Source organism: Streptomyces sp. NPDC032091, assembly GCF_055580265.1.
This window is the reverse complement of record NZ_JBVILR010000016.1, coordinates 56,492-82,281: the sequence shown is the minus strand read 5'-3', so window position 1 is coordinate 82,281 and position 25,790 is coordinate 56,492. Positions and strand designations below refer to the sequence as shown.

At 74.2% G+C, this 25,790-nt stretch carries 23 protein-coding genes; 16 read left to right on the top strand and 7 right to left on the bottom strand.

Annotated elements, in window-relative coordinates:
• Nucleotides 1–18 precede the first annotated feature (18 nt).
• The 11 genes from ACZ5NJ_RS24490 (at nt 19) to ACZ5NJ_RS24440 (ending at nt 11,269) form a co-directional block, all read left to right on the top strand.
• Nucleotides 19–1,401 (top strand): HAMP domain-containing sensor histidine kinase, encoded by a 1,383-nt coding sequence (locus ACZ5NJ_RS24490; protein ID WP_468767443.1) that lies wholly within the window; start codon nt 19–21, stop codon nt 1,399–1,401.
• Between the two features lie 245 nt (nt 1,402–1,646).
• Nucleotides 1,647–1,847, top strand: a complete 201-nt coding sequence (locus tag ACZ5NJ_RS24485) for a hypothetical protein (protein ID WP_468767327.1) — start codon at nt 1,647–1,649, stop codon at nt 1,845–1,847.
• Between the two features lie 129 nt (nt 1,848–1,976).
• Complete coding sequence (locus tag ACZ5NJ_RS24480) at nt 1,977–2,492, top strand: universal stress protein (protein ID WP_468767326.1); 516 nt, start codon at nt 1,977–1,979, stop codon at nt 2,490–2,492.
• A gap of 74 nt (nt 2,493–2,566) precedes the next feature.
• Nucleotides 2,567–3,154 (top strand): hypothetical protein, encoded by a 588-nt coding sequence (locus ACZ5NJ_RS24475; protein ID WP_468767325.1) that lies wholly within the window; start codon nt 2,567–2,569, stop codon nt 3,152–3,154.
• A gap of 137 nt (nt 3,155–3,291) precedes the next feature.
• Nucleotides 3,292–3,702 (top strand): hypothetical protein, encoded by a 411-nt coding sequence (locus tag ACZ5NJ_RS24470; RefSeq protein ID WP_468767324.1) that lies wholly within the window; start codon nt 3,292–3,294, stop codon nt 3,700–3,702.
• A 119-nt stretch (nt 3,703–3,821) separates the two neighbouring features.
• On the top strand, nt 3,822–4,916 hold the full coding sequence (locus ACZ5NJ_RS24465; protein WP_468767323.1) for a PLP-dependent cysteine synthase family protein: 1,095 nt from the start codon (nt 3,822–3,824) through the stop codon (nt 4,914–4,916).
• Nucleotides 4,916–6,223, top strand: a complete 1,308-nt coding sequence (locus ACZ5NJ_RS24460; protein WP_468767322.1) for an MDR family MFS transporter — start codon at nt 4,916–4,918, stop codon at nt 6,221–6,223. Before ACZ5NJ_RS24465 ends, ACZ5NJ_RS24460 begins: the two co-directional genes overlap by 1 nt.
• A 115-nt stretch (nt 6,224–6,338) precedes the next feature.
• A complete protein-coding gene (locus ACZ5NJ_RS24455; protein WP_468767321.1) occupies nt 6,339–7,460 on the top strand; it encodes an LLM class flavin-dependent oxidoreductase in 1,122 nt (373 codons plus the stop codon).
• 67 nt (nt 7,461–7,527) lie between these two features.
• Nucleotides 7,528–8,889, top strand: a complete 1,362-nt coding sequence (locus ACZ5NJ_RS24450; protein ID WP_468767320.1) for an NtaA/DmoA family FMN-dependent monooxygenase — start codon at nt 7,528–7,530, stop codon at nt 8,887–8,889.
• Nucleotides 8,890–8,969: 80 nt separating this feature from the next.
• Entirely contained in the window at nt 8,970–10,088 is a 1,119-nt protein-coding gene (locus ACZ5NJ_RS24445) for an LLM class flavin-dependent oxidoreductase (RefSeq protein WP_468767319.1), read from the top strand.
• A 119-nt stretch (nt 10,089–10,207) separates the two neighbouring features.
• A complete protein-coding gene (locus ACZ5NJ_RS24440; protein WP_468767442.1) occupies nt 10,208–11,269 on the top strand; it encodes a M20 family metallopeptidase in 1,062 nt (353 codons plus the stop codon).
• A gap of 91 nt (nt 11,270–11,360) precedes the next feature.
• Here the strand turns inward: ACZ5NJ_RS24440 and ACZ5NJ_RS24435 are convergent, their stop codons facing one another.
• The 4 genes from ACZ5NJ_RS24435 to ACZ5NJ_RS24420 form a co-directional block, all read right to left on the bottom strand.
• Nucleotides 11,361–12,230 carry a geranyl diphosphate 2-C-methyltransferase gene (locus ACZ5NJ_RS24435; protein ID WP_468767318.1) on the bottom strand — a complete coding sequence of 290 codons (870 nt, stop codon included), beginning with the start codon at nt 12,228–12,230 and terminating at the stop codon, nt 11,361–11,363.
• A gap of 17 nt (nt 12,231–12,247) precedes the next feature.
• Complete coding sequence (locus ACZ5NJ_RS24430) at nt 12,248–13,579, bottom strand: family 2 encapsulin nanocompartment cargo protein terpene cyclase (protein ID WP_468767317.1); 1,332 nt, start codon at nt 13,577–13,579, stop codon at nt 12,248–12,250.
• 92 nt (nt 13,580–13,671) lie between these two features.
• On the bottom strand, nt 13,672–15,087 hold the full coding sequence (locus ACZ5NJ_RS24425; protein ID WP_468767316.1) for a family 2B encapsulin nanocompartment shell protein: 1,416 nt from the start codon (nt 15,085–15,087) through the stop codon (nt 13,672–13,674).
• Nucleotides 15,088–15,344: 257 nt separating this feature from the next.
• Nucleotides 15,345–16,487 (bottom strand): amidase domain-containing protein, encoded by a 1,143-nt coding sequence (locus ACZ5NJ_RS24420; protein ID WP_468767315.1) that lies wholly within the window; start codon nt 16,485–16,487, stop codon nt 15,345–15,347.
• A gap of 464 nt (nt 16,488–16,951) precedes the next feature.
• Between ACZ5NJ_RS24420 and ACZ5NJ_RS24415 the strand changes: the two genes are divergently transcribed.
• Entirely contained in the window at nt 16,952–18,895 is a 1,944-nt protein-coding gene (locus ACZ5NJ_RS24415) for a transglycosylase domain-containing protein (RefSeq protein WP_468767441.1), read from the top strand.
• Between the two features lie 48 nt (nt 18,896–18,943).
• Here the strand turns inward: ACZ5NJ_RS24415 and ACZ5NJ_RS24410 are convergent, their stop codons facing one another.
• A complete protein-coding gene (locus tag ACZ5NJ_RS24410) occupies nt 18,944–20,260 on the bottom strand; it encodes a polysaccharide deacetylase family protein (RefSeq protein WP_468767314.1) in 1,317 nt (438 codons plus the stop codon).
• Nucleotides 20,261–20,410: 150 nt separating this feature from the next.
• Here ACZ5NJ_RS24410 and ACZ5NJ_RS24405 point away from each other — a divergent pair, with 150 nt between their 5' ends.
• The gene (locus tag ACZ5NJ_RS24405; RefSeq protein ID WP_468767313.1) at nt 20,411–20,995 is read left to right on the top strand and encodes a GNAT family N-acetyltransferase; all 585 of its coding nucleotides are present in this window, start codon (nt 20,411–20,413) and stop codon (nt 20,993–20,995) included.
• A gap of 18 nt (nt 20,996–21,013) precedes the next feature.
• Here the strand turns inward: ACZ5NJ_RS24405 and ACZ5NJ_RS24400 are convergent, their stop codons facing one another.
• Nucleotides 21,014–22,288: a cytochrome P450 gene (locus ACZ5NJ_RS24400; RefSeq protein ID WP_468767312.1), complete on the bottom strand. Its 1,275-nt coding sequence runs from the start codon at nt 22,286–22,288 to the stop codon at nt 21,014–21,016.
• Between the two features lie 60 nt (nt 22,289–22,348).
• On the opposite strand from ACZ5NJ_RS24400, the gene ACZ5NJ_RS24395 reads away from it, so the two are divergent.
• The 3 genes from ACZ5NJ_RS24395 to ACZ5NJ_RS24385 all read left to right on the top strand — a co-directional run bounded on the left by ACZ5NJ_RS24395 (nt 22,349) and on the right by ACZ5NJ_RS24385 (nt 24,606).
• Nucleotides 22,349–23,356 carry a glutathione S-transferase family protein gene (locus ACZ5NJ_RS24395; protein WP_468767311.1) on the top strand — a complete coding sequence of 336 codons (1,008 nt, stop codon included), beginning with the start codon at nt 22,349–22,351 and terminating at the stop codon, nt 23,354–23,356.
• Between the two features lie 103 nt (nt 23,357–23,459).
• Nucleotides 23,460–24,002, top strand: a complete 543-nt coding sequence (locus ACZ5NJ_RS24390) for a hypothetical protein (protein WP_468767310.1) — start codon at nt 23,460–23,462, stop codon at nt 24,000–24,002.
• A gap of 1 nt (nt 24,003) precedes the next feature.
• Nucleotides 24,004–24,606 carry a hypothetical protein gene (locus tag ACZ5NJ_RS24385; RefSeq protein WP_468767309.1) on the top strand — a complete coding sequence of 201 codons (603 nt, stop codon included), beginning with the start codon at nt 24,004–24,006 and terminating at the stop codon, nt 24,604–24,606.
• Between the two features lie 56 nt (nt 24,607–24,662).
• On the opposite strand, the gene ACZ5NJ_RS24380 is transcribed toward ACZ5NJ_RS24385, so the two are convergent.
• Complete coding sequence (locus ACZ5NJ_RS24380; protein WP_468767308.1) at nt 24,663–25,715, bottom strand: M4 family metallopeptidase; 1,053 nt, start codon at nt 25,713–25,715, stop codon at nt 24,663–24,665.
• Nucleotides 25,716–25,790: the final 75 nt, after the last annotated feature.

Below are 25,790 nucleotides of genomic sequence, written 5' to 3'. Positions count from 1 at the left end.
CGCCGGTGCCGGTCGCCGCTGCGCCGCCTGTGGCCCACCACCGTCCGCGCCCGGGCCACCGCCGGCGCCGTCGTCGTGGTGGCCGCCGCCCTGGCCCTGGCCTCCGTCGCGCTGCTCGGACTGCTCCGCTCCGGCATGCTGCGCAACGCCGAGCGCGACGCGGAGGAGCAGGCGGCGGCCGTCGCGCAGCTCGCCGCCGGTGGCCGCCTCGACCGGATGCGGGCGCCCCTGCACGGCGCCGACTTCGTCCAGGTGGTCAACGCCCGCGGCCGGGTGCTGCGGGCGACCCCGAACCTGGCCGGTCTGCCCGCCCTCGGGCCCGCCGGGTCCGGGCGCCCCGGCACGGCCTTCCACACCTGGCGGATCCGCCCGCTGGGCGGCGAGCACCGCCAGCGGGTCGTGCAGGTCACCACCCAGACCCCCGACGGCCTGGTGACCGTGTACGTCGGCACCTCGCTGCGTGACGTGGACGCCGCCGACGACACCACCACCGCCGCGCTCGTCGTCGGCGGGCCCCTGCTGCTGGCGCTCGTGGCCCTGGTCACCTGGCGGGTCACCGGCCGCGCGCTCGGGCCCGTGGAGGCGATCCGCGCGGAGGTCGCCGAGATCAGCGACCGCGACCTGCACCGCCGGGTCCCGGTGCCGCCGACCGGCGACGAGGTGGCCCGGCTGGCACGGACGATGAACAGCACCCTCGACCGCCTGGAGTCCTCCGGGATCCGCCAGCGCCAGTTCATCGCCGACGCCTCGCACGAACTGCGCAGCCCGCTGACCGTGCTGCGCACCCAGCTGGAGGTGGCCCTGGCGGTCCGCGACCCCGAGCTGTGGCCGGAGCTGATCAGCGGGGCGCTGGAGGACACCGACCGGCTGGAGCACCTCTGCTCCGACCTCCTCCTGCTCGCCCGCATCGACGCGGCCCAGCCGGCGCACTCCGTCCGGCTGGACCTGGGCGACCTGGTGCGGGGCGCGGTGGACGCGCGCCTCGGCGACCGGGTCCCGGTCCGCGTCGACGCCGAGGCGGGGGTGGTGGTGGAGGGCAGCGAGCTGTGGCTGACCCGGGTGGTCACCAACCTGCTGGACAACGCCCAGCGGTTCGCCGCCGGGCGGGTGGAGGTCGCCCTGCGCGCCTCGGGGCCGCCGGCGGCGCGGACGGCCGTCCTGGAGGTCCGCGACGACGGGCCCGGCATCCCGCCCGCCGACCGGGAGCGGATCTTCGAGCGGTTCACCCGCCTCGACGACGCCCGCAGCCGGGACCACGGGGGTGCCGGACTCGGCCTGGCCATCGCCCGTGACCTGGCCACCCACCACGGCGGTACCCTCACGGCCGGGGAATCCCCCGCCGGCGGCGCCCGCCTGGTCCTGCGGCTCCCCGTCCCCGCGCCGACGGCCGGGACGGCCTGAGGAAGCGCGCGAGCGGCAGGCGGCCGGGCCCGGCCGGCCATGAAGGTACTGCGACGCCACCCGGGGCTGCGCGGGATGCGGCGCGTCACCCGGGGCCCGGTGGCCGTGCTCACCCGCGCCCCGGAACCGGTCCCCGACTTCCGGCTGTACGCGAACGCGCCCGGGTCCTGGACACCGAGGCCCCGCGCCACCCCCGCGTCGAGGACGTCGCGGCGGCCCTTGGCGGCTCGGGGTCGGTCCTGACGGTGCCGGTCCCGCCGGACCGCACGGAAGGGCTCGACGAGGCCCGCCACGGCGAGCGCTTCGGCGAGCTCCGCCGCGTCCCGGACTCCGGCGCGCACGCGCGGAGCTCGTACGAGGGCTCCCTCCTCCTGGTCCGCGCCACCCCCGGCCCGGCTGACGCCGCCCCGCCCGGCCGCCCCGGGGCGCGCGGGGCGGCGTCCTGACGGGATCCTGACGCCCCGGGCCCGGGTCCCTACGGATCGCTGACGGCCCCGGGGCCGGACCTGCCGTTGAATGGAACCCGGACACGGCCCGCCGGATCCCGGCGGGCGGACGGCTGGGGAGGGGCGACGGTGCGGCGACGCGTGGTGGCGGGTGTGAGCGGGAGTCCCGGAAGCCTGACGGCCCTGCACCGGGCCGCCGCCGAGGCCCGGTCGCGCGGTGCGCGGCTGTGGGCGGTGCTGGCCTGGCAGGCCCCGGGCGGAGGCCTGGGCGGCCGCGCCTCCGGCGCCTGCTCCGCCGACCGCGCCTGCCGGGCCGCGGCGGTCGAGCGGCTGCGCGAGGCCCTGGACGCGGCCTTCGGCCCGGACGGTCCGGGCGTCCCGCTGGCCGGGCAGGCGGTACGGGGCCTGCCCGGGGCCGCACTGGTCGATGCCGTCCGGGACGAGGAGGACCTGCTGGTGGTCGGCGCCGGTCCGCGCGGCCGGCTGCTGGGCGCCCTGCGGCCGTCGGTGGCCCGCTACGTGGTCACCCACGCGCCGTGCCCCGTCCTGACGGTGCCGCCGAGCCCCCTCGAGGCCGAGCTGGAGGCCGTCCGGCGGCGCAACGCCCGGCGCGTCCCGCTGGACGTGCGGGAGCTGGGGCCCTGACGGGGCGCGGGCCCGGTCGGCGATTGTCCGGTTCGCGTCCCGTCATCACGCGGGGGACACGCTAGGATCACGCCGTGGTCACAGCCCGGTCGCCCCGCACGCCGCGGACCCGCCCGTCCGCGGGCCTGTCGCAGCTGCTCGGCCTGACCCTGCTGCTCCTTGGCCTGGTCTGCGCCCACGGCACGGGGGGCTCCCACCCGACGAGCGACCACTCCACCCCCCGCCCGGCCACCGCCCTCTCCGCCCAGCCCACCGCCGCACACCTGAACCCCGCCCCCGCGGCCGCGGCCCACGCCCCGGGCCGCGCTGTCGCAGCGGGCCCGGCCGCCACCGCGCACGCGACCTTCGCCGCCGGCGACATCGCACCCCCCTACGCCGCGGCCCTCGGCCGCCTCGTGGCACGCCCCGGCACCGCGCCCCCGGCGGCCGGCGCCGGGGCGGCTGCCGTCGGGCGGCACGATCCCGCGCACCCGGTGCACGAGTGCGCACCCCTGACCCCCCGGGCGGGCTCGGCCGTCGGTGCGCCGCCCGCCCCGGCGGCCCCCCTCGGGGACCGCGCCCCCGCGGGCGGGCCCGGGAGCCGCGGCGCGGCCCGGCCGGCCGGGCCCTCGGACGACGCCGACCCGCCGGCCGCGAGAGGCTCCGCCGTCCTGCGGGTATAGGCCCGGGATCCACGCCGCCGGCGCCCCCGGACGCACATCCGCGCCCGGGAGGCGTCCCCCGCGATCCCCCGCCGCCCCGCCCCCGTCCCCGCTCGCGCTCGCGCCGGGCCGAGGGGCGCCCGCCACACGGAGGAACTGTGGCCGCCCACCCCCACGTACGCCCGTTTCATCCCGGTACGCCCCGCTCCGCCCTGCTGCTCCTCACCCTGCTCGGCGCGCTCGTGCTCGCGGCCCTCTCCTGCTCCTCCGCCACGCATGCGCCCGTCGCGGACGGCTCGTCCGCCGCCGGAGCCGCGCTCCAGTCCCGGCCCACGAGGACTGAAGGACACCCGCACCCCGACCCGGCCCACGGCTTCGGCTGCTCCCCCTCCGACCCGGCCCCGGCCACCCGGTCCGACACCCCCCTGCCCGCCCCGGCGGCCCGGCCCCAGGCGGCGCCGGGGCCCGCCGCGGCCGCAGGCCCGGCCGCACCGCCCGGCTCCGGCGGACCCTCCCGGGTCCGCTCGGGACGTTCCACTCTGACCATCGTCTGTCGATGGCGGCTCTAGGCCGCTCCCGTAAGCCCGTTCGCAAAGGCTGACGTATGCCCCACGGGCGAACACCGCCCTGCCCCGGCACGGCATTCCCGAGAGCGACCACCGACGCACCACCAAACGAGAGCGGAACCATGCATTCTTCGGCCACCGACGTCACCCCTCCCGCCCGCACGACCCTCTCCCGACTGGTCGGCAACACCCCGCTGCTGCGCGTCTGCGAGCCCCTGTCCCCGGCGGGCCGCGGGTTCTGGGCGAAGCTGGAGGGCTTCAACCCCGGCGGCATCAAGGACCGCCCCGGCCTGCACATGGTCGAACGCGCCCGCGCCCGGGGCGACCTGGCACCCGGGGCCCGGATCATCGAGTCCACCAGCGGCACCCTGGGCCTGGGCCTCGCCCTGGCCGGGATGGTCCACGGACACCCCGTCACCCTGGTCACCGACCCCGGCCTGGAACCCTCCATGACCCGGCTGCTGACCGCGTACGGCGCGCGGGTCGACGTCGTCCCCGAGTCCCACCCGACCGGCGGCTGGCAGCAGGCGCGCCGGGACCGGGTCGCCGAACTGCTCGGGCAGCACCCCGGCTCCTGGTGCCCGGACCAGTACAACAATCCGGACAACACCACCGCCTACACCCCGCTCGCCCTCGAACTGGCCACCGAGCTTGGCCACATCGACGTCCTGGTGTGCAGCGTCGGCACCGGGGGCCACTCGGCGGGCGTCTCGCGCGTCCTGCGCGGGTTCTACCCGGAGCTCAAGGTGGTGGGCGTGGACACCGTCGGCTCGACCATCTTCGGCCAGCCCGCCCGCACCCGCCTGATGCGCGGCCTGGGCTCCAGCATCTACCCCCGCAACGTCGCCTACGAGCAGTTCTCCGAGGTGCACTGGGTCGCCCCCGGCGAGGCCGTGTGGGCCTGCCGCGAGCTGGCCTCCTCCCACTACGCCACCGGCGGCTGGAGCGTCGGCGCGGTCGCCCTGGTCGCCGGGTGGCTGGCCCGCACGCTGCCCGAGGGGACCCGCATCGCGGCCGTCTTCCCCGACGGCCCCCAGCGCTACCTCGGCACCGTGTACGACGACGACTACTGCGCGGCCCACGGCCTGCTCGACGCCCCGCCCGCGCCGGAACCCGACACGATCGGGCGGCTGGACGAGAAGGAGGTCACCCGCTGGACCCGCTGCGCCACCGTGGTCGACCCGCTCACCCTGTCCCGGACGGAGGTGCCCGCCTGATGAAGGGCACCCTCGCGCAGGTCCGGACGTACGAGCGCAGCGTCCGGCTGCTGATGGTGAACCAGTTCACCATCAACCTCGGCTTCTACATGCTCATGCCCTATCTGGCCACCCATCTGGCGGGACCGCTCGGGCTGGCGGGCTGGACGGTCGGGCTGATCCTCGGCGTCCGCAACTTCAGCCAGCAGGGCATGTTCCTCATCGGCGGCACCCTCGCCGACCGTTTCGGCTACAAGCCGATGATCGTCGCGGGGCTGGCGCTGCGCATCGCCGGCTTCGCCACCCTCGGCCTGGTGGACTCCGTGCCCGCCCTCCTCGCCGCCTCCGCCGCGACGGGCCTGGCCGGAGCCCTGTTCAACCCGGCCAGCCGCGCCTACCTGGCGGCCGACGCGGGCGAGCGCCGGGTCGAGGCCTTCGCCCTGTTCAACGTCTTCTACCAGGCGGGGATCCTGCTGGGCCCGCTGGTGGGCATGGTGCTGACCGGAGTCGACTTCCGGGTCACCTGCCTGGTGGCGGCCGGGATCTTCGCGGTGCTGAGCCTCGTACAGATCCGGGCCCTGCCGCAGCGGCGCGGCGACGACGGCGCGCGGCGCGCGCCGGGGCCCCGGGAGGGGGTGCTGGCGCAGTGGCGCGGAATCCTGCGCAACCGCCCGTTCCTGCTGTTCTCGGTCGCCATGATCGGCTCGTACGTGATGAACTTCCAGGTGTACATGGCGCTTCCGCTGGAGGTCCGCCGCATCGGCGGGGAGGGCCGCTTCGGCACGGCGGCGGTGGCGGTGCTGTTCGCCGTCTCCGGACTGGGCACGATCCTCTTCCAGACCCGGGTCACCGCCTGGTGCAAGGCCAGGATGGAGCCGGGCCGGGCGCTGGCCTGGGGGCTGTTCGCCATGGGGGCGGCCTTCCTGCCGCTGCTGGCCGCCACGGCGCTGCCGGTGCCGGGGTCGGTGACGGGGGTCCGGCTGCTGGCGGCGGTGCCGCCGGCGCTGTCGGCACTGCTGCTGGCGGTGGGGACGATGATCGCCTACCCCTTCGAGATGGACACCATCGTCCGCCTCTCCGGGGACCGCCTGGTCGCCACGCACTACGGGCTGTACAACACCGTCTGCGGGGTGGGCATCGCGCTGGGCAACCTGCTCACCGGGGCAGCGCTGGACGCCGCCCGCGCCGCGGGGATGTCGGCGCTGCCGTGGCTGGCGCTGTTCGCCCTCGGGCTGGGCTGCACGGCCGCCCTGTACGGGCTGCACCGGACGGGCCGTCTGGCCCCGCCCGCGCGCGAGGCGGCCGCCCGGGAGACCGTGGCCGCCTGAGACCCGCCCGCGCCCCGGCCGCCCCCGGCCGGGGCGCGGGCGGCAACACGACTGCCAAATCCCTGTAACACCACGGTCGTTGTACGGTACACACCCCCTGCGTAGCGTCGTCGGCATGCCCGAACTCCACCTCGCCGTCGCCCTGGACGGCGCCGGCTGGCACCCGGCGGCCTGGCGCGAGCCGGGTGCCCGCCCGGCGGAACTCTTCACGGCCCGCTACTGGGCCGACGTGGTCACCGAAGCCGAGGCGGGGCTGCTCGACTTCGTCACCTTCGAGGACGCCCTGGCCCTCCAGTCGTCCTCGCCCACCGAGCCCGACGACCGTACCGACCAGGTGCGCGGGCGGCTGGACGCGGTGCTCACCGCCGCCCGCGTCGCCCCGCTGACCCGGCACATCGGGCTGGTCCCGAGCGTGACGGCCACCCACACCGAGCCCTTCCACGTCTCGAAGGCGATCGCCACCCTCGACTACGTCAGCCGGGGCCGGGCGGGTCTGCGCGTCCAGACCTCGTCGCTGCCGCACGAGGCCGCGCACTTCGGGAGGCGGAACTTCCCGGTGCCCGTCGGCGAGGCGGCCGGGGAGGCGGCCGACCACGTGGAGGTGGTCCGCGCGCTGTGGGACAGCTGGGAGGACGACGCCGAGATCCGCGACGTGGCCACGGGCCGGTTCGTCGACCGGGACAAGCTCCACGCCATCGGCTTCGAAGGACGGCACTTCAGCGTCCGGGGCCCCTCGATCACCCCGCGCCCGCCGCAGGGGCAGCCCCTCGTCACGGCCTCGGCCGGCACGGTGGCTCCCGGGCCGGGTGACGTGGACCTCGTGTACGTCACCCCGCGCGACCCCGAGGAGGCGCGCGCCGCGGCGGCCGCCGCCGGCCCGCGGCACGTCTTCGGGGACCTCACCGTCTTCCTGGACGCCGACGGGGCGGCGGCGGCCGACCGCCGCGAGCGCCTCGACGCACTGGCCGGGCTCCCGGCCCCGGCCGACGCGGCCGTGTTCACGGGAACGCCCGACGAACTCTCCGGCCTGCTCCTGGAATGGCGGGAGGCGGGCCTCACCGGCTTCCGGCTGCGGCCGGCCGTCCTCGCCCACGACCTCCCGCTGATCACCCGCGCCCTGGTCCCCGCACTCCAGCGGCGGGGCGCCTTCCGGACCGCGTACGGGGCCGCCTCGCTGCGCGGGCTGCTGGGTCTGGAACGCCCCGCGAACCGGTACGCCGCCGCGGCCCCGGCCTGAGCGCCGGTCCGGCGGCCGGACCGGCCGTCCCGAACCGGAAGCACCTGAAAGGACACGGAAGGACACGATGAGCACCCAGCCGCTCAAGCGGATCCACCTCGCCGCCCACTTCCCCGGGGTGAACAACACCACCGTGTGGAGCGACCCGGCGGCCGGCAGCCACATCGAGTTCGACTCCTTCGTGCGCTTCGCGAAGACCGCGGAACGCGCGAAGTTCGACTTCCTCTTCCTCGCGGAGGGGCTGCGCCTGCGCGAACGGGGCGGCAGGATCCACGACCTGGACGTGGTGGGGCGGCCCGACACCTTCACCGTGCTGGCCGCGCTGGCCGCCGTCACCGAGCGGATCGGCCTGACCGGCACCATCAGCTCCACCTTCAACGAGCCCTACGAGGTGGCCCGCCAGTTCGCCACCCTCGACCACCTGTCGGCGGGCCGCGCGGCCTGGAACGTGGTGACCTCCTGGGACGCCTTCACCGGCGAGAACTTCCGGCGCGGCGGCTTCCTGCCCCGCGAGGACCGCTACACCCGTGCCCGGGAGTTCCTGGACACCGCCGGCGAGCTGTTCGACTCCTGGGACGACGACGCCATCGCCGCCGACCCCGTATCGGGCGACTTCCTGCGCGACGCGCGGGCCGGGGCCTTCGTCCACCGGGGCCGGCACTTCGACATCGAGGGCCGGTTCAACGTGCCGCGCGGCCCCCAGGGCCGGCCGGTCGTCTTCCAGGCGGGCGACTCCGACGAGGGGCGCGAGTTCGCCGCCGCCCGCGCCGACGCGATCTTCAGCCGGTACGGGACCCTGGAGGAGGGCCGCGCGTTCCACGCCGACGTCAAGGGGCGCCTCGCCCGCTACGGCCGCCGCCCCGACCAGCTGCTGATCCTGCCCGCCGCCACCTTCGTCCTCGGCGACACCGACGCCGAGGCCCGCGAACTCGCCCACGAGGTACGCCTCCTCCAGGTCAGCGGGCCCACCGCGATCGCCCACCTGGAGCAGGTCTGGAACCGTGACCTGTCCGGCTACGACCCCGACGGGCCGCTGCCCGACGTCGACCCCGTGCCCGGCGAGAACACGGTGGCCCAGGGGCGGGCGAGCGTACGGATGTACCGCGATCCGCTCGCCACCGCCCGGCAGTGGCGGGAACTCGCCGAGGCCAAGGGCCTGTCCATCCGCGAGCTCGTCATCGAGACCACCGGCCGGCAGACCTTCGTCGGCTCCCCCGCCACCGTGGCCGCCTCGATCGACGCGCTGGTGCAGGCGGACGCCGCCGACGGCTTCATCCTGGTCCCCCACCTGACCCCGGACGGCCTGGAGGGCTTCGCCGACACCGTCGTCCCGCTGCTCCAGGAACGCGGCGTCTTCCGCACCGAGTACGAGGGCACCACCCTGCGCGAGCACCTCGGGCTCGCCGTACCCGCAGCCGGCACGCCGTGAGGCCCCCGGCCGCCCGCAGCCCCCCGGGGGCCGGCCCCCGCTCCGGTCCCCCGTCACCCGGCCCGCAAGGAGACCCCGTCATGTCCCGCACGCCCCTCGGGGTCCTCGACCTCGTCCCGATCCCCTCCGGCTCCACCGCCGCCGACGCCCTGCGCCAGAGCATCGACCTGGCCCGGCAGACCGAGCGCGCCGGGTACGCCCGCTACTGGTTCGCCGAGCACCACCTCAACCCGGGCGTGGCCGGGAGCTCCCCGGCGGTGCTGCTGGCGCTGACCGCCTCGGCCACCTCCTCGATCCGGATCGGCTCGGGCGCCGTCCAGCTCGGCCACCGCACCGCGCTGTCCACCGTGGAGGAGTTCGGCCTGCTCGACGCCCTCCACCCGGGCCGCCTCGACCTGGGCCTGGGCCGTTCCGGGGGCGTCCCGGCGCCGCGTCCGGCCGGCCCCGCCCCCTTCGAGGGGTACACCCCGAACGGTCTGCGGATCCCGCGGCGGTTCTCGTTCGCCGCGCTGCTCGGCCACCCCCGCGTGGCCCTCCAGCAGAAGCTGCTGAACCTGCCGGGTGCCCGCCCGCAGGACTACGCGGAGCAGGTCGAGGACGTCCTCGCGCTGCTGGGCGGCGAGTACCGCTCCGCCGAGGGCGTCGCCGCGCGGGCCGTCCCCGGCGAGGGGGCGGACGTGGAGGTGTGGGTCCTGGGCAGCGGCGGCGGCCCGAGCGCGGAGACCGCCGGGCGCAACGGGCTGCGTTTCGCGGCCAACTACCACGTCACCCCGGCGACCGTACTGGAGGCCGCGGAGGCCTACCGGGCCGCGTTCAAGCCGTCGGCCGGACTGGAACGCCCGTACCTCAGCGTCTCCGCCGACGTGGTCGTGGCCCCGGACGACGACGCGGCCCGGGAGCTGGCCGCCGGGTACGCGCCCTGGGTGCACTCCATCCGCACCGGGGAGGGCGCGATCCCCTTCCCTTCCCCGGACGAGGCCCGCGCCCTGACGGCGGGGTGGTCGGAGGCCGACCACGCGCTGGTCGCCGACCGGGTGGAGACGCAGTTCACCGGCTCGCCGCGGACGGTGGCGGACCATCTGGAACGGCTCCGGGACGCCACCGGGGCCGACGAGCTGCTGATCACCACGATCACGCACGACCCCGCGGACCGGATCCGCTCCTACCGACTCCTGGCGGAGGAATGGAGCCGTCGTTGACGCCGTGGCCGGCTCCGGGGCGGCCATCGGGGCCCGGGCCGGATCTCCGCCTCGGCACACGGAGTACTACTCTGTGCGACGTGACGAAGCAGAAGGGCACCGGTGTGAACGTCGACGCGATGATCGAGGACCTCCGCACGCTCGTCGAGGTCGAGTCCCCCTCGCGCGACGTGGAGGCCCTCGCGGCGTCGGCGAAAGCCGTGGCCGGGATCATCGAGCACCGGCTGGGCGGCCACGCGGTCCTCGTCGACAGCGAGGCCGGTCCACACGTCCACTGGTCGGGCGGGGGCGAGCCGAAGGTGCTGCTCCTCGGCCACCACGACACGGTGTTCCCGCTGGGGACCCTGGAGCGCCGCCCCTTCACGGTCCGGGACGGCCGGGTCTGCGGCCCCGGGGTGTTCGACATGCTGGGCGGCATCGTGCAGGCGGTGCACGGGCTGGCGACGCTGGCCGACCGGTCCGGCGTGGAGGTCCTGATCACCGCGGACGAGGAGGTCGGCTCCCGTTCCTCGCGGGCCCTGCTGGAGGAGCGCGCCCTGGCCTGCGGCGCCGTCCTGGTGCTGGAGGGCGCGGCGGACGGCGGCGGCCTGAAGACCGGGCGCAAGGGCTGCGGCGCCTTCCGGGTGTCCATCGCCGGCCGGGCCTCGCACGCGGGCCTGGAGCCGGCGGCCGGGGTCAACGCCCTGGTCGAGGCGGCCCACCAGGTCCTGGACATCGAGGCGCTGGGCCGGCCCGAGGCCGGTACCACCGTCACGCCGACGGTGGCGGCCGCGGGCACCCTGGAGAACGTCGTCCCCGCGGAGGCCACCGTCGTGGTCGACGTGCGGGTGGAGACGTCCGCGGAACGGGAGCGCGTGGAGTCCGCGTTCGCGGCGCTGTCCCCGCACCTGCCCGGGGCGCGGATCACGGTGGCGGGGTCCATCACCCGGCCCCCGATGCCCGAGTCGGCGGCGGCCGGCCTCTTCGCAGTGGCACAGCGGCTGCTGCCCGGCATCGAGGCGCGGGCGGTGGGCGGCGGCAGCGACGGCAACTTCACGGCCGCGCTGGGGGTGCCGACGCTGGACGGCCTCGGGGCCGTCGGCGGCGGCGCCCACGCGGACCACGAGTACGTGGTGGTCGACGCGATGGCCGAGCGGGCGCGGCTGGTCGCGGGCCTGGTGGCCACGCTGCAGAAGGCCTGAACGCACCGCGGGCCTGAACGCACCGAAGGCCTGAACGCACCGCGGACGCCGGGCCCGTCGCGGACGGGCCCGGCGTTCGCGTTCCCGCGGGTCAGACGCGGTCGGCGGCGATCAGGACGTACTGGAACGAGCCGTCGCGGTAGGACTCGATGAACGCCTCCTCGATCCCGGTGACGAGGGAGGACGTGGCCCGCAGCTCCCAGTAGGGCAGGGTGTCCGGGGTCAGGTCGATCACGGCCTGCGGGACGAGGCGGTTGTCGGCCATGGCGCGCAGGTACTCGCGGCGGGAGTGGATGTTGCACTCGAAGTGGGCGTTGATCTGCGAGACCCACTTGGAGGGCTGACCGTAACGCGGGTTCCAGCAGCCGGTGATGGTGACGTAGCGGCCGCCGACCGCCAGGATGCGGGAGTGCTCGGCCATCAGGTCGTGCAGGTCGACGTACATGCTGGACTCGTTGTTCCAGGAGCCGGCGGCCTGTCCGGTCTCGAAGGGCATGTCGAGCATGTTGCAGACCCGGGAGTGAACCGATTCCTCGATGCCCAGTTCGCGTGCGCGGTTGTTCCCGAAGTCGGCCTGCTTGGCGGAGAGCGTCACGCCCTCGACCTTGCAGCCGAAGCGCTGGTGGGCCATGACCATCGAGCCGCCGCGGCCGCAGCCGGCGTCCACGAGCGTGTCGTCGCGGCCGATGGCGCCCAGGTGGTCGAGGAGGAGTTCGGCCTGGGCCGACTCCAGCCGGTGCAGTTCGGCGACCAGCTTCTTCTCGTACGCGCTGTCCGCGCTGTCCCCGAGGGCGGCGTGGTCGACGGCGCCGATGCCGTAGTGGTGGTGGTAAAGGCCGTCCACGTCGCCCAGGCGCAGGTTGACGGGCCTGGCCTCCTCGTTCCAGTAGCGGGCGATGTCGCCCTGGTAGGGGGTCACGGGAGCGGGGATGAACGGGGTGGTGCTGACGGTGCTGGTCATGGAATAAGTCCCCTCGTTTACCAGAAATCGGGCAGGGTGTATCGGTAGGTGTTGGACGCGTGCCAGTAGTGGTTGCCGTCGACCCACGCGGCCACGCCCTTGAGGAAGCGGGCGACGCGCGGGTCGGGGCAGGCCGCGGCGAGCGCGGCGGACTCGGCCTCGAACTCGTGCATGAGGTCGTTGTGCACCTCGACCGCCTTGAGGTAGGCCTCCTTGTCGGAGAGACCTTCCTTCTCGGCGATGACCACCGGCAGGTTCAGGTGCTTGCCGGGGCTCCTGAGTTCCTTCATGTAGGAGTAGAGGTCGTTGGAGAGGGTGGTGGCGTTGCCGGCGAGGGCGATCACGCGCTGCATGGCGGGCAGCGCGTGGAGCTCCGCCGGGAGTTCGTAGCCCCCGACGGAGTCGGTGATCGTGGGGCAGGGGCGGAAGTTGTTGAACTGGCGCATCGCCAGGTACTCCCACACCTCCGGGACGTACTCGGTCTCGTCCCAGGAGGCCTCCGCGAGGTACCCCATGTGCAGCCGGGCCATGTCGTGGCGGAACCGGTCGGCTTGGGACGGGGTCGCCGAGCGGGCGAAGTAGTCCATGGCCGACGCGTAGCAGCGGCGGGCGGCGTCCGAGGTGAGCGACCGCGCCCAGGCCGGCTGGTACTCGTTCGTCGTGTGGACCGGGTCGAGGGCGGTGTGCGCCAGGAGCAGCCGGCCGCCGACGTCGGGGGTGGTGGCGCCGTCCTCGCAGTAGGCGTCGTCGACGACGTTCTCGGCGACCATCAGCCGGGCGGCCAGCATCAGGTGGTCGAGGGTGGGGGCGTCCGGATGGCAGGCGACCATGTAGCGGCTCACGGAGAAGCCGTCGAACTGGTCCTCCCATTCCGGCGGGAACGCCTGGACCTCGTCCACCGCCCAGCTCTTGATGCGCCGGCTGAGCTCCTCCACCCGGACGGGGTCCGGCTCGGGCACCGGGTGGTGGTAGAGGCCCGGGATCGGCCGCATCTCCGCCGGGGCCGCGGGCCGCGGGCCCTCGGGGATCCCGGCCGGGGGCTGCGCGGGCCGGGCCCAGTGCAGGGCCTCCGTGCCCAGGCCGGCGGGGCCGCGCAGGATCCGCTCCAGGGCGGCCGGCGTGTGCGCGGCCGCGGCGGGCGCCGGCGGGTGCGCGGCCGGGGCCGCGGGGGCGGGGGCGGTTCCGAAGGGCAGCACCGGCCGGGAGGGCAGGGCCCGTGCGAGGACGGCGGCCGCCGCGGCGCCGTCGGCGCGGACGGGTGCGAGGGCGTCGGCGAGGGCCGGGGCCCCGAAGCGGGCCGCCGGTGCGGGCGGGCCCGGCTGCAGGGGGGAAGGCCCGGGATCGGGCATCCGTGGCTCCTTGGTGAGGTGGTGGGGCCGGCCCGGCTCCCGGGCGCGCTGGGTCGGCCCCGGGAGGGTACGGGCCGTCGTGGCCTGGGGCGTCAGTCGCGCCGGCGGGCGATCTGGACGTTCTCCAGTACGCCGAGCGCGTCCGGCACGAGGATGGCGGCGGAGTAGTAGGTGGAGACCAGGTAGGAGATGATCGACCGCTCGTCGATGCCCATGAAGCGCACCGACAGGCCCGGCTCGTACTCCTCGGGCAGGCCGGTCTGGCGCAGGCCGATGACGCCCTGGTTGTCCTCGCCGGGGCGCATGGCCAGGATGGAGCTGGTGTTCTCCTTGGTGATCGGGATCTTGTTGCAGGGGAGGATCGGGACCCCGCGCCAGGCCGGGACCTGCTGCCCGCCGAGGTCGACGTGGTCCGGGTACAGGCCGCGCGCGTTGAACTCGCGCCCGATCGCCGCGATTGTCTTCGGGTGGGCGAAGAGGAAGCGGGTGCCGCGGCGGCGGCAGAGCAGCTCGTCGAGGTCGTCCGGGGTGGGCGGTCCGGAGTGGGTCTGGATCCGCTGCTTGAAGTCCGCGTTGTGGAGCAGGCCGAACTCGCGGTTGTTGATCAGCTCGTGCTCCTGGCGCTCGCGCAGCGCCTCGATGGTGAGCCTGAGCTGTTCCTCGGTCTGGTTGTGCGGCCCGTTGTAGAGGTCGGCGACCCGGGTGTGGACCCGCAGGACGGTCTGCGCGACGGACAGTTCGTACTCGCGCGGGTTGAGCTCGTAGTCGACGAAGGCGCCGGGCAGTTCGGCCTCGCCGGTGTGGCCGGCCGACATGGCGATCTCGGCCTCGCCGTGGCGGTTCTGCCGCTGGAGCGGGAGGGAGCTGAACCTGCGGATGTGCTCCTGGAGGTGGGGCGCCTGTGCCAGGACGGCGGCGAACTCCGCGCGGGAGAGCGTGAGCAGGGTGCCGGGGGTGTCGGCGGTGGCGGTGTAGTCCCAGGTGGCGTCGGCGTCGAGGAGGGCGTTCTCGCCGAAGCGCTCGCCGTCGGCGAGGACGGCGACGGCGACCTCGTCGCCGTACTTGCCGACGGAGGTCTGGCTGATGCGGCCGTGGGCGATGAGGTGGATCTGGTCGGCGGGGGCGCCGCGCTCGACGAGGACCTCGCCGGCCCGGAAGTCGCGCTGGACGCAGCGGTCCGCGAGGGCGGTGAGCACCTGGACGTCGTCGAAGCCGCGCAGCAGGGCGAGTTCGCCGAGCTCCTGCGGGATGACGCGGACGCTGGCTCCGTCCTGGACGAAGTCGATGCTGCCGTCGCCGACGGTGTAGCTGAGGCGGCGGTTGACCCGGTAGGTGCCGCCCTTGGTCTCCACCCAGGGGAGCGAGCGCAGCAGCCACCGGGAGGTGATCTCCTGCATCTGCGGGGCGGACTTGGTGGTGGTGGCAAGGTTGCGCGCTGCGGCGGTGCTGAGGCTCCGCTGCTGGGGCGGTTCCTGCAGCTCTGCTTCGGGGCTGGTGTCAATGGTCATCGGACGAGCTCTCCTTCGTACAAACTGGAAAAAGAGGATGAATATTCGGGAATCCGTCCAGATCCTGAGGAACAGTAACGGCCCGTTCCGCCGGTCGACCCTGAAACGCCATGGTCATTACCTCGATGCAGTGATCTTTCCGAGCGGGATGTTTACGGCGCCTACCAGCGGTTTTCGGCCGCGCGCACAAAAAAACCCCTCCCGTCGCGGTGGTCGCGCGGCGGGAGGGGCCCGTGGGTGCCCGTCAGGGCCGTCCGTCAGGTGCGGTACGCGAAGTACCTGGCGTTCGGGTAAGAGGCCAGGATGCTCGCGAGCGACTTCCGGTACGTGTTGGTGGAGTGGTACGTCAGGTAAGGCATTCCGGCCCTGCTGCGGTACGTCACCATCATGGAGTGGTCCTTGGACCCGTCCCGGTTGAAGTCCGCCTGCAGGATGTCGCCGACGTCCAGCTGGTAGACGTTGGCCAGGTTGGCGGCCCGCTGGTTGGAGAGCGTGAACCAGGCCCACTCGTTGGCTCCGACCCACGAGTCCGACTGGCGGGCGCCGTCGTACCACCAGTTGCGGTAGTCCGTCGAGGTGCCGGGTACCGGCTTCCATCCACCCGCGTTCAGCGCCTGGCTGATGAAGTTGGTGCAGTCGCCGCCGTTGCCGCTGAACTTGCGGTACGCCGGGTTGTAGTTGCTCCAGTACTTCTCCGCGTACTGCGCCATGGCGGTGTAGTTGTACGCGCCACCGGTCAGCGTCTTGGGCTTGGCCGTGGACGGGTAGGTGGTGGACGCGGGCGTGCCGTCCGGGTACTGGTTGCCGTCGTCCGTGACGACGGCCGCCTTGGCGGCGACGGGCTCGTTGACCGCGACGGGGCCGTTCTCCTGGGACTTGATCGTCTGGAGCTCCCAGTCACCGCCCTTCCTGCTGGTGAGGTTGAGCTCGTAGCGCGTCTTGAAGTCCGTCGTGGCCGGCTCGTCCCCGTGCACCTTCTTGTAGGTGAGGGTGGTCTGCTCGGTGACCTGGACGGTCGCCTTGCCCCCGGTCACCGTGGCGCGCTCGACCGTCACCTTGGTGTCGGCGCCGCTGTAGACCTCGCCCAGCTGCGCCAGCCGGGTCTTGCGGTCGCGCAGCGACTGGATCGCCGCGTCCTGGTCCTTCTTCAGCCCGTCGGACAGCCGGGCCTTCTTCTTGCCCCCCTGGCCGTGGCCGTGGCGCACGGTCTGGCCTTCCACCAGCGCCTGGGTGCGCTGCGAGAGCACGTCGTCCGCGAGGCGGGCGAAGGTCTCGGTGGTGGCCTGGTCGGCCTCTGCCGGCCCGGAGACGGCGTTCGCCGAGTAGGCGAAGAAGCCCCCGGACGCCACGGCCACGGTCAGGGCCGCGATGGCGGCGGGCCTGAACCTCTTAGGTATCACTGTTTTCCCCTTGTCACCCGGTCCACACGGACCGGGAGGACGGAATTTTCGCACAACCAGGCGACTGATTCGGCGCGTTCCGCTTTGTCACCGGATGCCCGGTCGGACCCGCTCGTGCGTGCAGCCGTCCGACTCCGCTTCGTCACCGGGGAGGACCTCCCGGCCCCGGGGGCCGCCGGGCGTGGGCACCTCGGACGGCTCACAGCAAATGCATCTAGGGTGTCCGGGAAAGCACGGAAGAGGGAGCATCCGCAGTGGCCAGGCAGGATACGGGCGGAAGAGGCCGGTCTCGGGGCAGACGCGCGTCCTCGGACGCCGACGAAGCGGCCTCCCCGGGCCGCCGCGGCGGTTCGGGGTCGCGCCGCCGCCGGCGCGCGGGAGCGGGCCGGCTGCGGGAACTCGCGCCGGGTCTGGCGCGGGCCCTCGCGCCCGCGGCCGCCCGCGCGCGCCCGCTGCTGCGCCGGATGCGGCCGGCCTACCCCCGCCCCGGCCACGGCGGGTGGCGGCGCTGGATACCCTCCTGGCGCCAGTGGCTGGGCGCCTGCCTGTACCTGTTCACGGGCCTCGTCGCCTTCGTCGGCATCGCGTATGCCACAACGGACATACCCGACGACCTCAACTCCTTCGCCACACAACAGGACAACGTCTACTACTGGGCCGACGGCTCCACCATGGCCCGCACCGGCTGGGTCAGCCGGCAGGAGATGCCCCTGGACAAGGTGCCCCCCAAAGTCCAGGGAGCCGTGCTCGCGGCGGAGAACTCCAGCTTCTACACGGACCCCGGGGTCTCCCCCTCCGGCGTCCTGCGCGCCGTGCGCGCCGCGCTGACGGGCGGCGAGACCCAGGGCGGGTCCACCATCACCCAGCAGTACGTGAAGAACGCCTACCTCAACCAGGACCGCACCCTGTCCCGGAAGTTCACCGAGATCCTGCTGGCCCTGAAGCTGGACAACCAGACGGGCAAGGACCAGATCCTCCAGGACTACCTCAACACCAGCTGGTTCGGGCGCGGCACCTACGGCATCCAGCGCGCCTCCCAGGCGTACTACGGCAAGGACGTCTCGAAGCTCAACGCCAGCGAGGGCGCCTTCCTGGCCTCCCTCCTCAAGGGCGCCGGGCTGTACGACCCCGCGCTGGGCGAGGAGAACCACAAGCGGGCCGTGGAGCGCTGGAGCTGGATCCTGGACCGCATGGTGGACACCGGCCGGCTCACGCCCGCGGAGCGGGCCACGTACACGAAGTTCCCCGAGCCCTCGGGCCCGGGCACGGCCGGTACGCCCGGTGCCCAGAACGGCTACCTGGTGGAGATGGCCAAGGCCTACGCGGTCAAGGCCGGGCACATCAAGGACTCCGACTTCGACCTCGGCGGCTACCAGATCTACACGACCTTCGACCAGTCGCGCATGGCGGCGCTGACGGACGCCGTGCAGAAGGCCCAGAAGGATTTCGACCCGGACAAGCGGCCCGGCACCGACACCCACGCCAAGATCGGCGCGGCCAGCGTCGCCCCGGACGGGCGGCTGCTCGCCGTCTACGGCGGCCCCGACTACCTCAAGCAGGGCTTCAACCAGGCGAACGCGACCACGATCCCGGTCGGGACCGCGTTCACCCCGCTCGTCTACGCCGTCGCGCTGGAGGAGGGGGTGGTCCGCACGCGCGGCAAGGACCGTACCCCCGTCTCCCCCTCGACGGTCTACGACGGAAACGACCAGGTGACCGTGCAGACGCCCGAGGGCCCGTACTGGGACCGCAGCGGCAAGGTGGTCAAGGGCCACAACGACGGGAACAAGAGCTGGGGGCAGGTGACCCTGCGGCAGGCCGTCGCGAACTCGGTGAACACCCCCATGCTCCAGCTCGGGCTCGACGTCGGGCTCGACCGGGTGGAGACGTTCGCGGAGCGCGCCGGCCTGCTGCCGTCGAGCCTCGGGACCCGGATCCCGACGTTCTCCCTCGGGGAGAACTCCAAGCCCAGCGCCCTGCGCATGGCCGGCGCCTACGCGGACTTCGCGGCCGACGGCATGCACACCGACCCGTACTCGGTGCGCTCGGCCACCCGCAACGGCGCCGCGGTCCCGCTGGACGCGCCGAAGCCGGTGCGGGCGATGTCGGCGAAGACGGCCCGCTCCGTGACGGAGTCCCTGCGGGACGCGGTCACCGACGGGTCGGCGAAGACGGCGGCCAAGGCGCACCCCGGGGCGGCGGGCAAGACCGGGACCACCGCCGCGAACACGGCGGGCTGGTTCGTGGCGAACACCGAGAAGGAGACGACCGCGGTGGTCGTCTACCGGATGGCGCTGACCGACCTGATCGCGCTGCCGCTGACCGGGCTGGGCGGCGACGCGCCCGGGACGCCGGGCAGCGAGCGGGCCGTGCGGGTGTGGACGGACTACATCAGGGCGGTGAAGTAGAGGGGGGCGGGGCCGGGGCGTCCTCGCCGCGGCCCCGCCCCCGTCCCGCTACTTGACCAGGGTGTTCCAGTCGGGCGCCTGCGCGGGGTCGAGCATCCGCAGCTGGGCGAGGACCTTGGGGTCCTGGGCGTCGAGCCAGTCCGACAGTTCCTTGAAGGACACGCAGCGGACGTCCTGGCGCGGGCAGACGTCCCGCATGACGTCCTCGACGGCCTGCATGTAGATGCCGCCGTTCCAGTCCTCGAAGTGGTTGCCGATGAACATGGGCGCCCGGCTGCCGTTGTAGACGCGGTTGAAGCCGTTCATGTACGAGCCGCGGGTCTGCGCCTCCCAGCCCGGGTACTTCGCCGGGTCGCCCTTGGTGCTGTCGCCGGACTGGTTGTAGAGGAAGTTGAAGTCCATGGAGAGGACCTGGAGCTCCTTGCCCTGCAGGGGCACGAGCTGGAGCGGGAAATTCCAGATGCCGTTCATCTTGGACGGCCACAGCTGGAAGTCGCCCGAGGAGCTCGCGTCGTAGCGCCAGCCGTACGGCTTGATCGCGGTCAGGAGGTTCTTCTGGCCCTCCAGGCAGGGGGCGCGGCCGCCGACGACCTCGCGGTCGGGGTCGAAGGGCAGGGGCGCTTCCTGGGTGAAGCCCGTGTTCGTCTTCCAGTTCTTGACGAACGCGTACGTCTGGTCGATCTCGCTCTTCCACTCGTCGGGGCTCCAGTCGCCGCCGCCCTTGGGGCCGCAGAAGTGCCCGTTGAAGTGGGACCCGATCTCGTTGCCGTCGGTCCAGGCGCCGCGCAGCTGGCCCAGCGTGGACTTCACGTGCGGAACGGTCGGGTAGGAGATGGCGGCCGCGCCCTGCGGGTGCTGCGGCGGCTTGTAGAGCGCCTTCTTGTCGTCGGGCAGCAGGTAGATGCCCGTGAGGAAGAAGGTCATGTGGGCCTTGTTCTCCTTGGCCACCTGACGGAAGTGCGAGAAGAGGTGGTCGTCGCCTTCCAGGGCGCCGTCCCAGGAGAAGACCACGAACTGCGGCGGCTTCTCACCGGGCTTGAGCTTCTCGGGCTTCAGCTGGTTCGGCTGGGGCCCGGTGTATGAGGTGGAGCCGTCGCCCAGCACCTTGACCTTGCCGTCCCAGGGCTGCTCCGCCCCCTTGGCGGCGGCGGCCGCCTCGGCCGCGCTCTCCGTGGCGGCCAGCTTCGCCTCGCCCTGGGCGGGGGCGCCGCCCAGGGTGAGGGCGTACGCGGTGGCCGCCGCTCCGCCGAGGGCGACGACGGCTATGCCGACACCCAGGCGCTTGCGGCTGCGGGCCTTGCGCCGGAGTTTGCGGGCACTGCGGGACTCCGCCCGGGTGCCCGGCGCGGTGTCGGTGTCGGCCATGCCTGTCGTCCCCCCTGATCACCGCAGCCGGGCCGCCGCGCGTGGATGGTTCGTACGAATATAGAACTTGTCGGCACTCTTCCCGCACGCCGGACCCCCCTCGTCCGTCGCTTCACAGCCATCTCACAGCACGTGCGGGAAGATCGGCGCATGCGCATTCTCTCCTTCCCGGAAGCTTCCACTCCACTCCCGTTGCGGGTACAGGTCCGGGAGCTCCAGGAGCAGGCGTGGCCTTCCCCGCCGGGGGCGTGCGCCGTCCCGCCCGGGGAGCCCGTGCACGATCCGGCGCTGCGGCCGGTGTCGATGCTGCTCGTCGCGGACGGGAGGGTGCTGGCCGCGCTGGACGTGCTGTCCAAGGAGATCGCGCACGCGGGCCTGCGCCATGTCGCGGGCGGCCTGAGCACGGTGGTCACGCGCCGGGACAGCCGCGGCCTCGGGCACGGCCGGCGCCTGGTGGCCGCCGCCCGGGAGGCGATGGCCGAGCGGGGGCTCGACCTGGGCCTGTTCACCTGCGACCGGCCGCTGGGGGCCTTCTACGAGAGTGCGGGCTGGCGGGTCCTGCCCGGCGCGGTGCTGGTCGGCGGCACGCCGGACGCCCCCTTCCCCAGCGACGGCCCCGGCTTCGACAAGGTCACGATGGCCGACTTCTTCACCCCGCGGGGGCGGCGCGCCGAGGCGGCGTTCCGCCACAGCCGGATCGGCCTGTTCCCGGGGGAGGTCGACCGGCTGTGGTGAGCCGCCCGGACGGCCGGGTCACCGGTCGGCGGGGACGGACAGCACGAAGCCGCTGCGCGGGCGGGTGGGGATGCGGCCGAGCGGGATCCGCAGGTCCTGCTCCGGGACGTCGGCGTCGAGCCCGGCCAGCGCCGGGGCCAGCGCGGTCAGCAGCCCCACCGTGATGTCCTCGCCGGGGCAGCGGTGCCCGGTGCGCGCGTCGCCGCCGCCCTGCGGGATCAGCTCGGCCGGGCCGGGCTCGCGTCCCAGGAAGCGGAGCGGGTCGAAGCGGTGGGGGTCGGGCCAGAGCCGGGGGTCGCGGTGGTGGCCGTGGACGTCGAGCAGGACGAGCGCGCCCTCGGGCACCGGCTCCGCGCCGAAGCGCAGGTCGCGCGCCGCGAGGCCGCCGACGAAGGGGACGAAGGGGTAGAAGCGGCGGACCTCGTGGGCGAAGGCCCTGGCGTACGGCCCGCCGCCCGCGTGCAGCTCGGCCCGCAGCCGGGGCGTGCGGTGCAGCGCGTGCGCGGCGAACACGGTGAACCAGGCGACGGCGACGGTCGGCCGGAGGACGTTGAGCAGTTCCACGGCCGCCGTGTGCGGGTCGAGCGGCCGGCCGTCGGAGTCCCGGTGGCCGGCCACCGCCTCCAGGACACCCGGGCCGCCACGGGACAGGCCGCCGGAGGACGGGCCGCCTGAGGACGGGCCGCCGGCGGCGCGCACGGCCTCGACGGCCCCGGCGAGGGCCGCCTCCTGCCGGGCCCTGGCCCGGCGCGCCCTCCAGTGCCGCGGCCCCGCCGTCGCGAACCCGTCGACCATGGCCGTGCAGTCCTCGGCGAGCCGGCGCGCGTCCTCCCCGGCGACGGGCACCCCGGCCCACTCGCACACGGCCCCGGCGAGGACGGCCGCCGCCTCGTCGAAGAGCACCACCTCGCGGCCGCGCCAGTCCTCGGCGGCGCGCAGCCAGTGCTTCCCGGCGAGGGCGACGAGGGAGTCCACCGCGCCGTCCGCCATCAGCAGGGAGACGAACAGGGACTTGCGGCCCCGGTGGCGGGCGCCGTCCAGGGTGTGGACCGCGCCGCGGCCGAAGAGGGTGTCCAGTACGGGTCCGGGGAGGGCGCCGTGGCGCAGGACGTGGTGCTCGTCGTAGAAGAACTCGACGGCTTCGGGCCCGTGGAGCAGCAGGGCGGGCCGTCCCATCAGCCGGGTGCGGACGGCCGGGCCGCCTCCGTGGCGGCGGCGCAGCCCGGGCGCCCAGCGGTAGCCGCGGGCGAGCAGGGGCAGGGTGCTGTCGACGAGGGGGAAGGAAGAGGACATGTCGGGCGTCTACCCTGCCGGGGCGCGTTCACCGCGCCCGTTCCCGGGTAGGCGCCGGGGGTGGCTTACGTGACCGCCGGCAAGGAGTTCTCCCGCGACAGCCGGTACCTGACCACGCGGATCACCGCCGACGGGAGGGACGGCTTCCGGGTGGAGCCCGGGCGCTACCGACTCGTCGTCAGCCGGGCCTGCCCGTGGGCGAGCCGGGCGATCATCGTCCGGCGGCTCCTCGGACTGGAGGAGGCCCTCCCCATGGCGGTGGCCTCGCCGGTCCACGACGAGCGCAGCTGGAACTTCGGCCTCGACCCGGGCGGACGCGACCCCGTGCTCGGCATCGAGCGGCTCCGGGAGGCCTACTTCGCCCGCGACCCCGGCTACGACCGGGGGATCACCGTGCCGGCCGTCGTGGACGTGCCGACGGGGCGGGTGGTGACCAACGACTTCCCGCAGCTCACGATCGACCTGTCGCTCCAGTGGACGGCCCACCACCGGGCGGGCGCCCCGTCGCTCTACCCGTGGCGGCTGCGCCCGCAGATCGACTCCGTGAACGAGGTGGTCTACCGGGACGTGAACAACGGGGTCTACCGGGCCGGGTTCGCCGGCTCGCAGGAGGCGTACGCGGAGGCCTACCGGCGGCTGTTCGACCGGCTCGACTGGCTGTCCGAGCGGCTGGCGGCGTCCCGCTACCTCGTCGGGGACCACATCACGGAGGCGGACGTGCGGCTGTTCACCACGCTCGTGCGCTTCGACGCCGTCTACCACGGCCACTTCAAGTGCAACCGGTGCAAGCTGAGCGAGATGCCGGTGCTGTGGGCGTACGCGCGCGACCTGTTCCAGACGCCCGGCTTCGGCGACACCGTCGACTTCGACCACATCAAACGGCACTACCACCTGGTGCACACGGACATCAACCCCACCGGCATCGTGCCGGCCGGCCCCGACCCGTCGGGCTGGCTCGCACCGCACGGCCGCGACGCCCTCGGCGGCCGCCCGTTCGGGGACGGCACCGCCCCCGGGCCCGTGCCGCCGGGCGAGGCGGTGCCGGCCGCCCACACGCCGCTCGGCTGAGCGGAGCGGTGGGCCGAGGGACCGGCGGCGGGCGGTTTGTCCACCCGGGAGGTGGGCAGCCGCGTCCTACGGGCGACGTATTCACCCGGGACGGAGGACCGAGATGTCGACAAGCACACTCATAGCCATTGTGGTGGCCGCCGTGGTCGTGGTGCTCGCCATCACCGTGACCCTCGCGGTGCTCACCCGGCGGCGCCACCTGCGCCACCGTTTCGGGCCGGAGTACGAGCGCACGGTCCGGGAGAAGGGCGGAGTGCTGGCGGCCGAGCGCGATCTGCACGCCCGCGAGGTCCGGCACGACAAGCTCGACATCCGGGAACTCCCTCCGCAGCGGCGGCGCGAGTTCGCCGACCGGTGGAGCGAGGTCCAGGTGCACTTCGTGGACCAGCCGGCGGGCTCGGTCGACGAGGCCGACGACCTGGTGACGAAGCTGATGAAGGAGCGCGGCTACCCCACCGACGGGTACCACGGCGCCGTCCGCGACCTGTCCGTCGAGCACGGGCGGACGCTGGAGCACTACCGGGCCGCGCACGACATCAGGGCGCGCAGCACGGACGGCCGGGCGACGACGGAGGAACTGCGCGCGGCGATGGTGCACTACCGCGCCCTGTTCGACGAACTGCTGACGGATCAGAGGAGCCGGTGACATGGGCACCCACGACGACATACGGCGGGACGGAAGCCCCCTGAGCACGGAGGACCTCGCGGGACCCGGCGCCGCCGGCGGACCGGACGCGGGGCCTCCGACCTACCCGGGCGAGGCGACCGGGGAGTCCTTGTCCGGCGGGTCCGCCGCCGGGCGGGACGAGGCGGACCGTGACGGCCTGGACGACCCCGACGGCCTGGGCGGCCGGACGGACAACGGCTCGGTGGACGACGAGCCGATGGACCGGCGGGACGAGGAGTCCCTCGACGGGTCGGCCGGATCGGCGGCCGGAGCCGGAGCGGACGGCAGCGGGACCGCGGCCGGGAGCGGCGACGGTCAGCCGCTGCTCGACACCGGGGACACGGAGCGCTTCCGGACCGCCTGGGCCGAGATCCAGGGGCGTTTCGTCGACGATCCGCGTGAGGCGGTCACCTCGGCGGACACACTGGTGGCCGAGGTGATGCAGAGCCTGGCGGGCACCTTCGCCTCGCACAAGCAGGACCTGGAGGGGCAGTGGCAGCGCGGTGACGACGTGGCGACGGAGGACCTGCGCCAGGCGCTCCAGCACTACCGCTCGTTCTTCAACCGCCTGCTGAACGCCTGAGCGTCCCGCCCCCTGCGAGGTGCCGCCGGCCCCGGGCCGGCGGCACCTCCGCGCGGCTACACCCCCGGGATCTGCCGGGCCCTGAAGGCCGCCCGTACGGCGGCCGCCGCGTCCGCGCCGTACATGCGCTGCGCGGTGGCGACGGTGGTGAGCGCCGCGTCCTGGAAACTCGTGTCCGGGCGGAAGCCGAACTGGGCGTTCACGATGATCCGGCCGGCCGTGCGGGCGCCGAGCGCCTGCCGGATGTCGAACAGCGCCCGGGACCAGATCTCCCCGTCCGCGTGGACCTCGCCGACGCGGTCGGCGTAGACCTTGTTCCCGTCGACGCGGCGCAGGCAGTGCGGGGCCGCGCTGTAGTCGACGGAGTCCCAGTCGGCGACGCAGGCCAGGTCGGTCCGGCGGGGCCAGCCGTACGCCTCGTCCGCGTACGCGCCGACGGAGACGGCCAGGTAGTCGCCGAAGGCCTCGCCGATCGCGCCGGCCTCCGGGGAGGTGCCGAAGCCGGGCACCTGGGCGTTGTGCACGGCGTGCCCGTACTCGTGGACGATGACCTCGGCGTCCTCGGCGTCGTCCACGCCGCCCTTGCCGAAGCGGATCTCGGCCTTCTTGTCGGAGAAGAAGGAGTTGTCCGCGCCCCACTGGTTGATCCGGACGGGCTGCGCGCGGTCGTTGGCGCCGGGCAGTTCGCTGCCGAAGCCCAGGCTCTGCAGGTACTCCTGCGCCTGGTTCACCCAGAAGTACGCCATCACCTGTTCGAACCGGTCGTCATTGCGGCTGTACGTGGCCGCGTCCGCGACGCTCGCCGCGCCGCCGGTCTCCGACCGTACGGTGGCCCACTTGCCCGACAGGGTGCCGCTCGCGTCGAGGTTGCGCAGCGCGGCCAGGGTGTAGGCGGACGCGGGAACCGCGGCGTTGCCGTCCTTGCCGTCGGTCAGCGACTGGTCGCCGGACGACTGGACGGGGTTGACCATGAAGATCCGGCCCTGGGGCAGGGCGGGGCCGGCCGGAGCGGTGCCGGCGGACCGGGCGGAAACCGGGCCGGCGAGGGCGAACGTCGCCACGGTGGCGGCGGCCGCGGCGATGAGGCCGCGGGATATGCGGCGAGCCATACAGATCCTCCTGGGACGGGGGGGGTGGGAGGTGTGTGCGTGGTGCGGCCGTGATCCTTGCGCACGCGACCCCCT

Coding starts and splice junctions, on each gene's coding strand:
- ACZ5NJ_RS24425 (WP_468767316.1), bottom strand. CDS start 15,087: ATGACCATTGACACCAGCCCCGAAGCAGAGCTGCAGGAACCGCCCCAG.
- ACZ5NJ_RS24435 (WP_468767318.1), bottom strand. CDS start 12,230: ATGACCAGCACCGTCAGCACCACCCCGTTCATCCCCGCTCCCGTGACC.
- ACZ5NJ_RS24385 (WP_468767309.1), top strand. CDS start 24,004: ATGGGCACCCACGACGACATACGGCGGGACGGAAGCCCCCTGAGCACG.
- ACZ5NJ_RS24405 (WP_468767313.1), top strand. CDS start 20,411: ATGCGCATTCTCTCCTTCCCGGAAGCTTCCACTCCACTCCCGTTGCGG.
- ACZ5NJ_RS24450 (WP_468767320.1), top strand. CDS start 7,528: ATGAGCACCCAGCCGCTCAAGCGGATCCACCTCGCCGCCCACTTCCCC.
- ACZ5NJ_RS24455 (WP_468767321.1), top strand. CDS start 6,339: ATGCCCGAACTCCACCTCGCCGTCGCCCTGGACGGCGCCGGCTGGCAC.
- ACZ5NJ_RS24445 (WP_468767319.1), top strand. CDS start 8,970: ATGTCCCGCACGCCCCTCGGGGTCCTCGACCTCGTCCCGATCCCCTCC.
- ACZ5NJ_RS24390 (WP_468767310.1), top strand. CDS start 23,460: ATGTCGACAAGCACACTCATAGCCATTGTGGTGGCCGCCGTGGTCGTG.
- ACZ5NJ_RS24380 (WP_468767308.1), bottom strand. CDS start 25,715: ATGGCTCGCCGCATATCCCGCGGCCTCATCGCCGCGGCCGCCGCCACC.
- ACZ5NJ_RS24465 (WP_468767323.1), top strand. CDS start 3,822: ATGCATTCTTCGGCCACCGACGTCACCCCTCCCGCCCGCACGACCCTC.
- ACZ5NJ_RS24410 (WP_468767314.1), bottom strand. CDS start 20,260: ATGGCCGACACCGACACCGCGCCGGGCACCCGGGCGGAGTCCCGCAGT.
- ACZ5NJ_RS24415 (WP_468767441.1), top strand. CDS start 16,952: ATGCGGCCGGCCTACCCCCGCCCCGGCCACGGCGGGTGGCGGCGCTGG.
- ACZ5NJ_RS24430 (WP_468767317.1), bottom strand. CDS start 13,579: ATGCCCGATCCCGGGCCTTCCCCCCTGCAGCCGGGCCCGCCCGCACCG.
- ACZ5NJ_RS24400 (WP_468767312.1), bottom strand. CDS start 22,288: ATGTCCTCTTCCTTCCCCCTCGTCGACAGCACCCTGCCCCTGCTCGCC.
- ACZ5NJ_RS24460 (WP_468767322.1), top strand. CDS start 4,916: ATGAAGGGCACCCTCGCGCAGGTCCGGACGTACGAGCGCAGCGTCCGG.
- ACZ5NJ_RS24440 (WP_468767442.1), top strand. CDS start 10,208: ATGATCGAGGACCTCCGCACGCTCGTCGAGGTCGAGTCCCCCTCGCGC.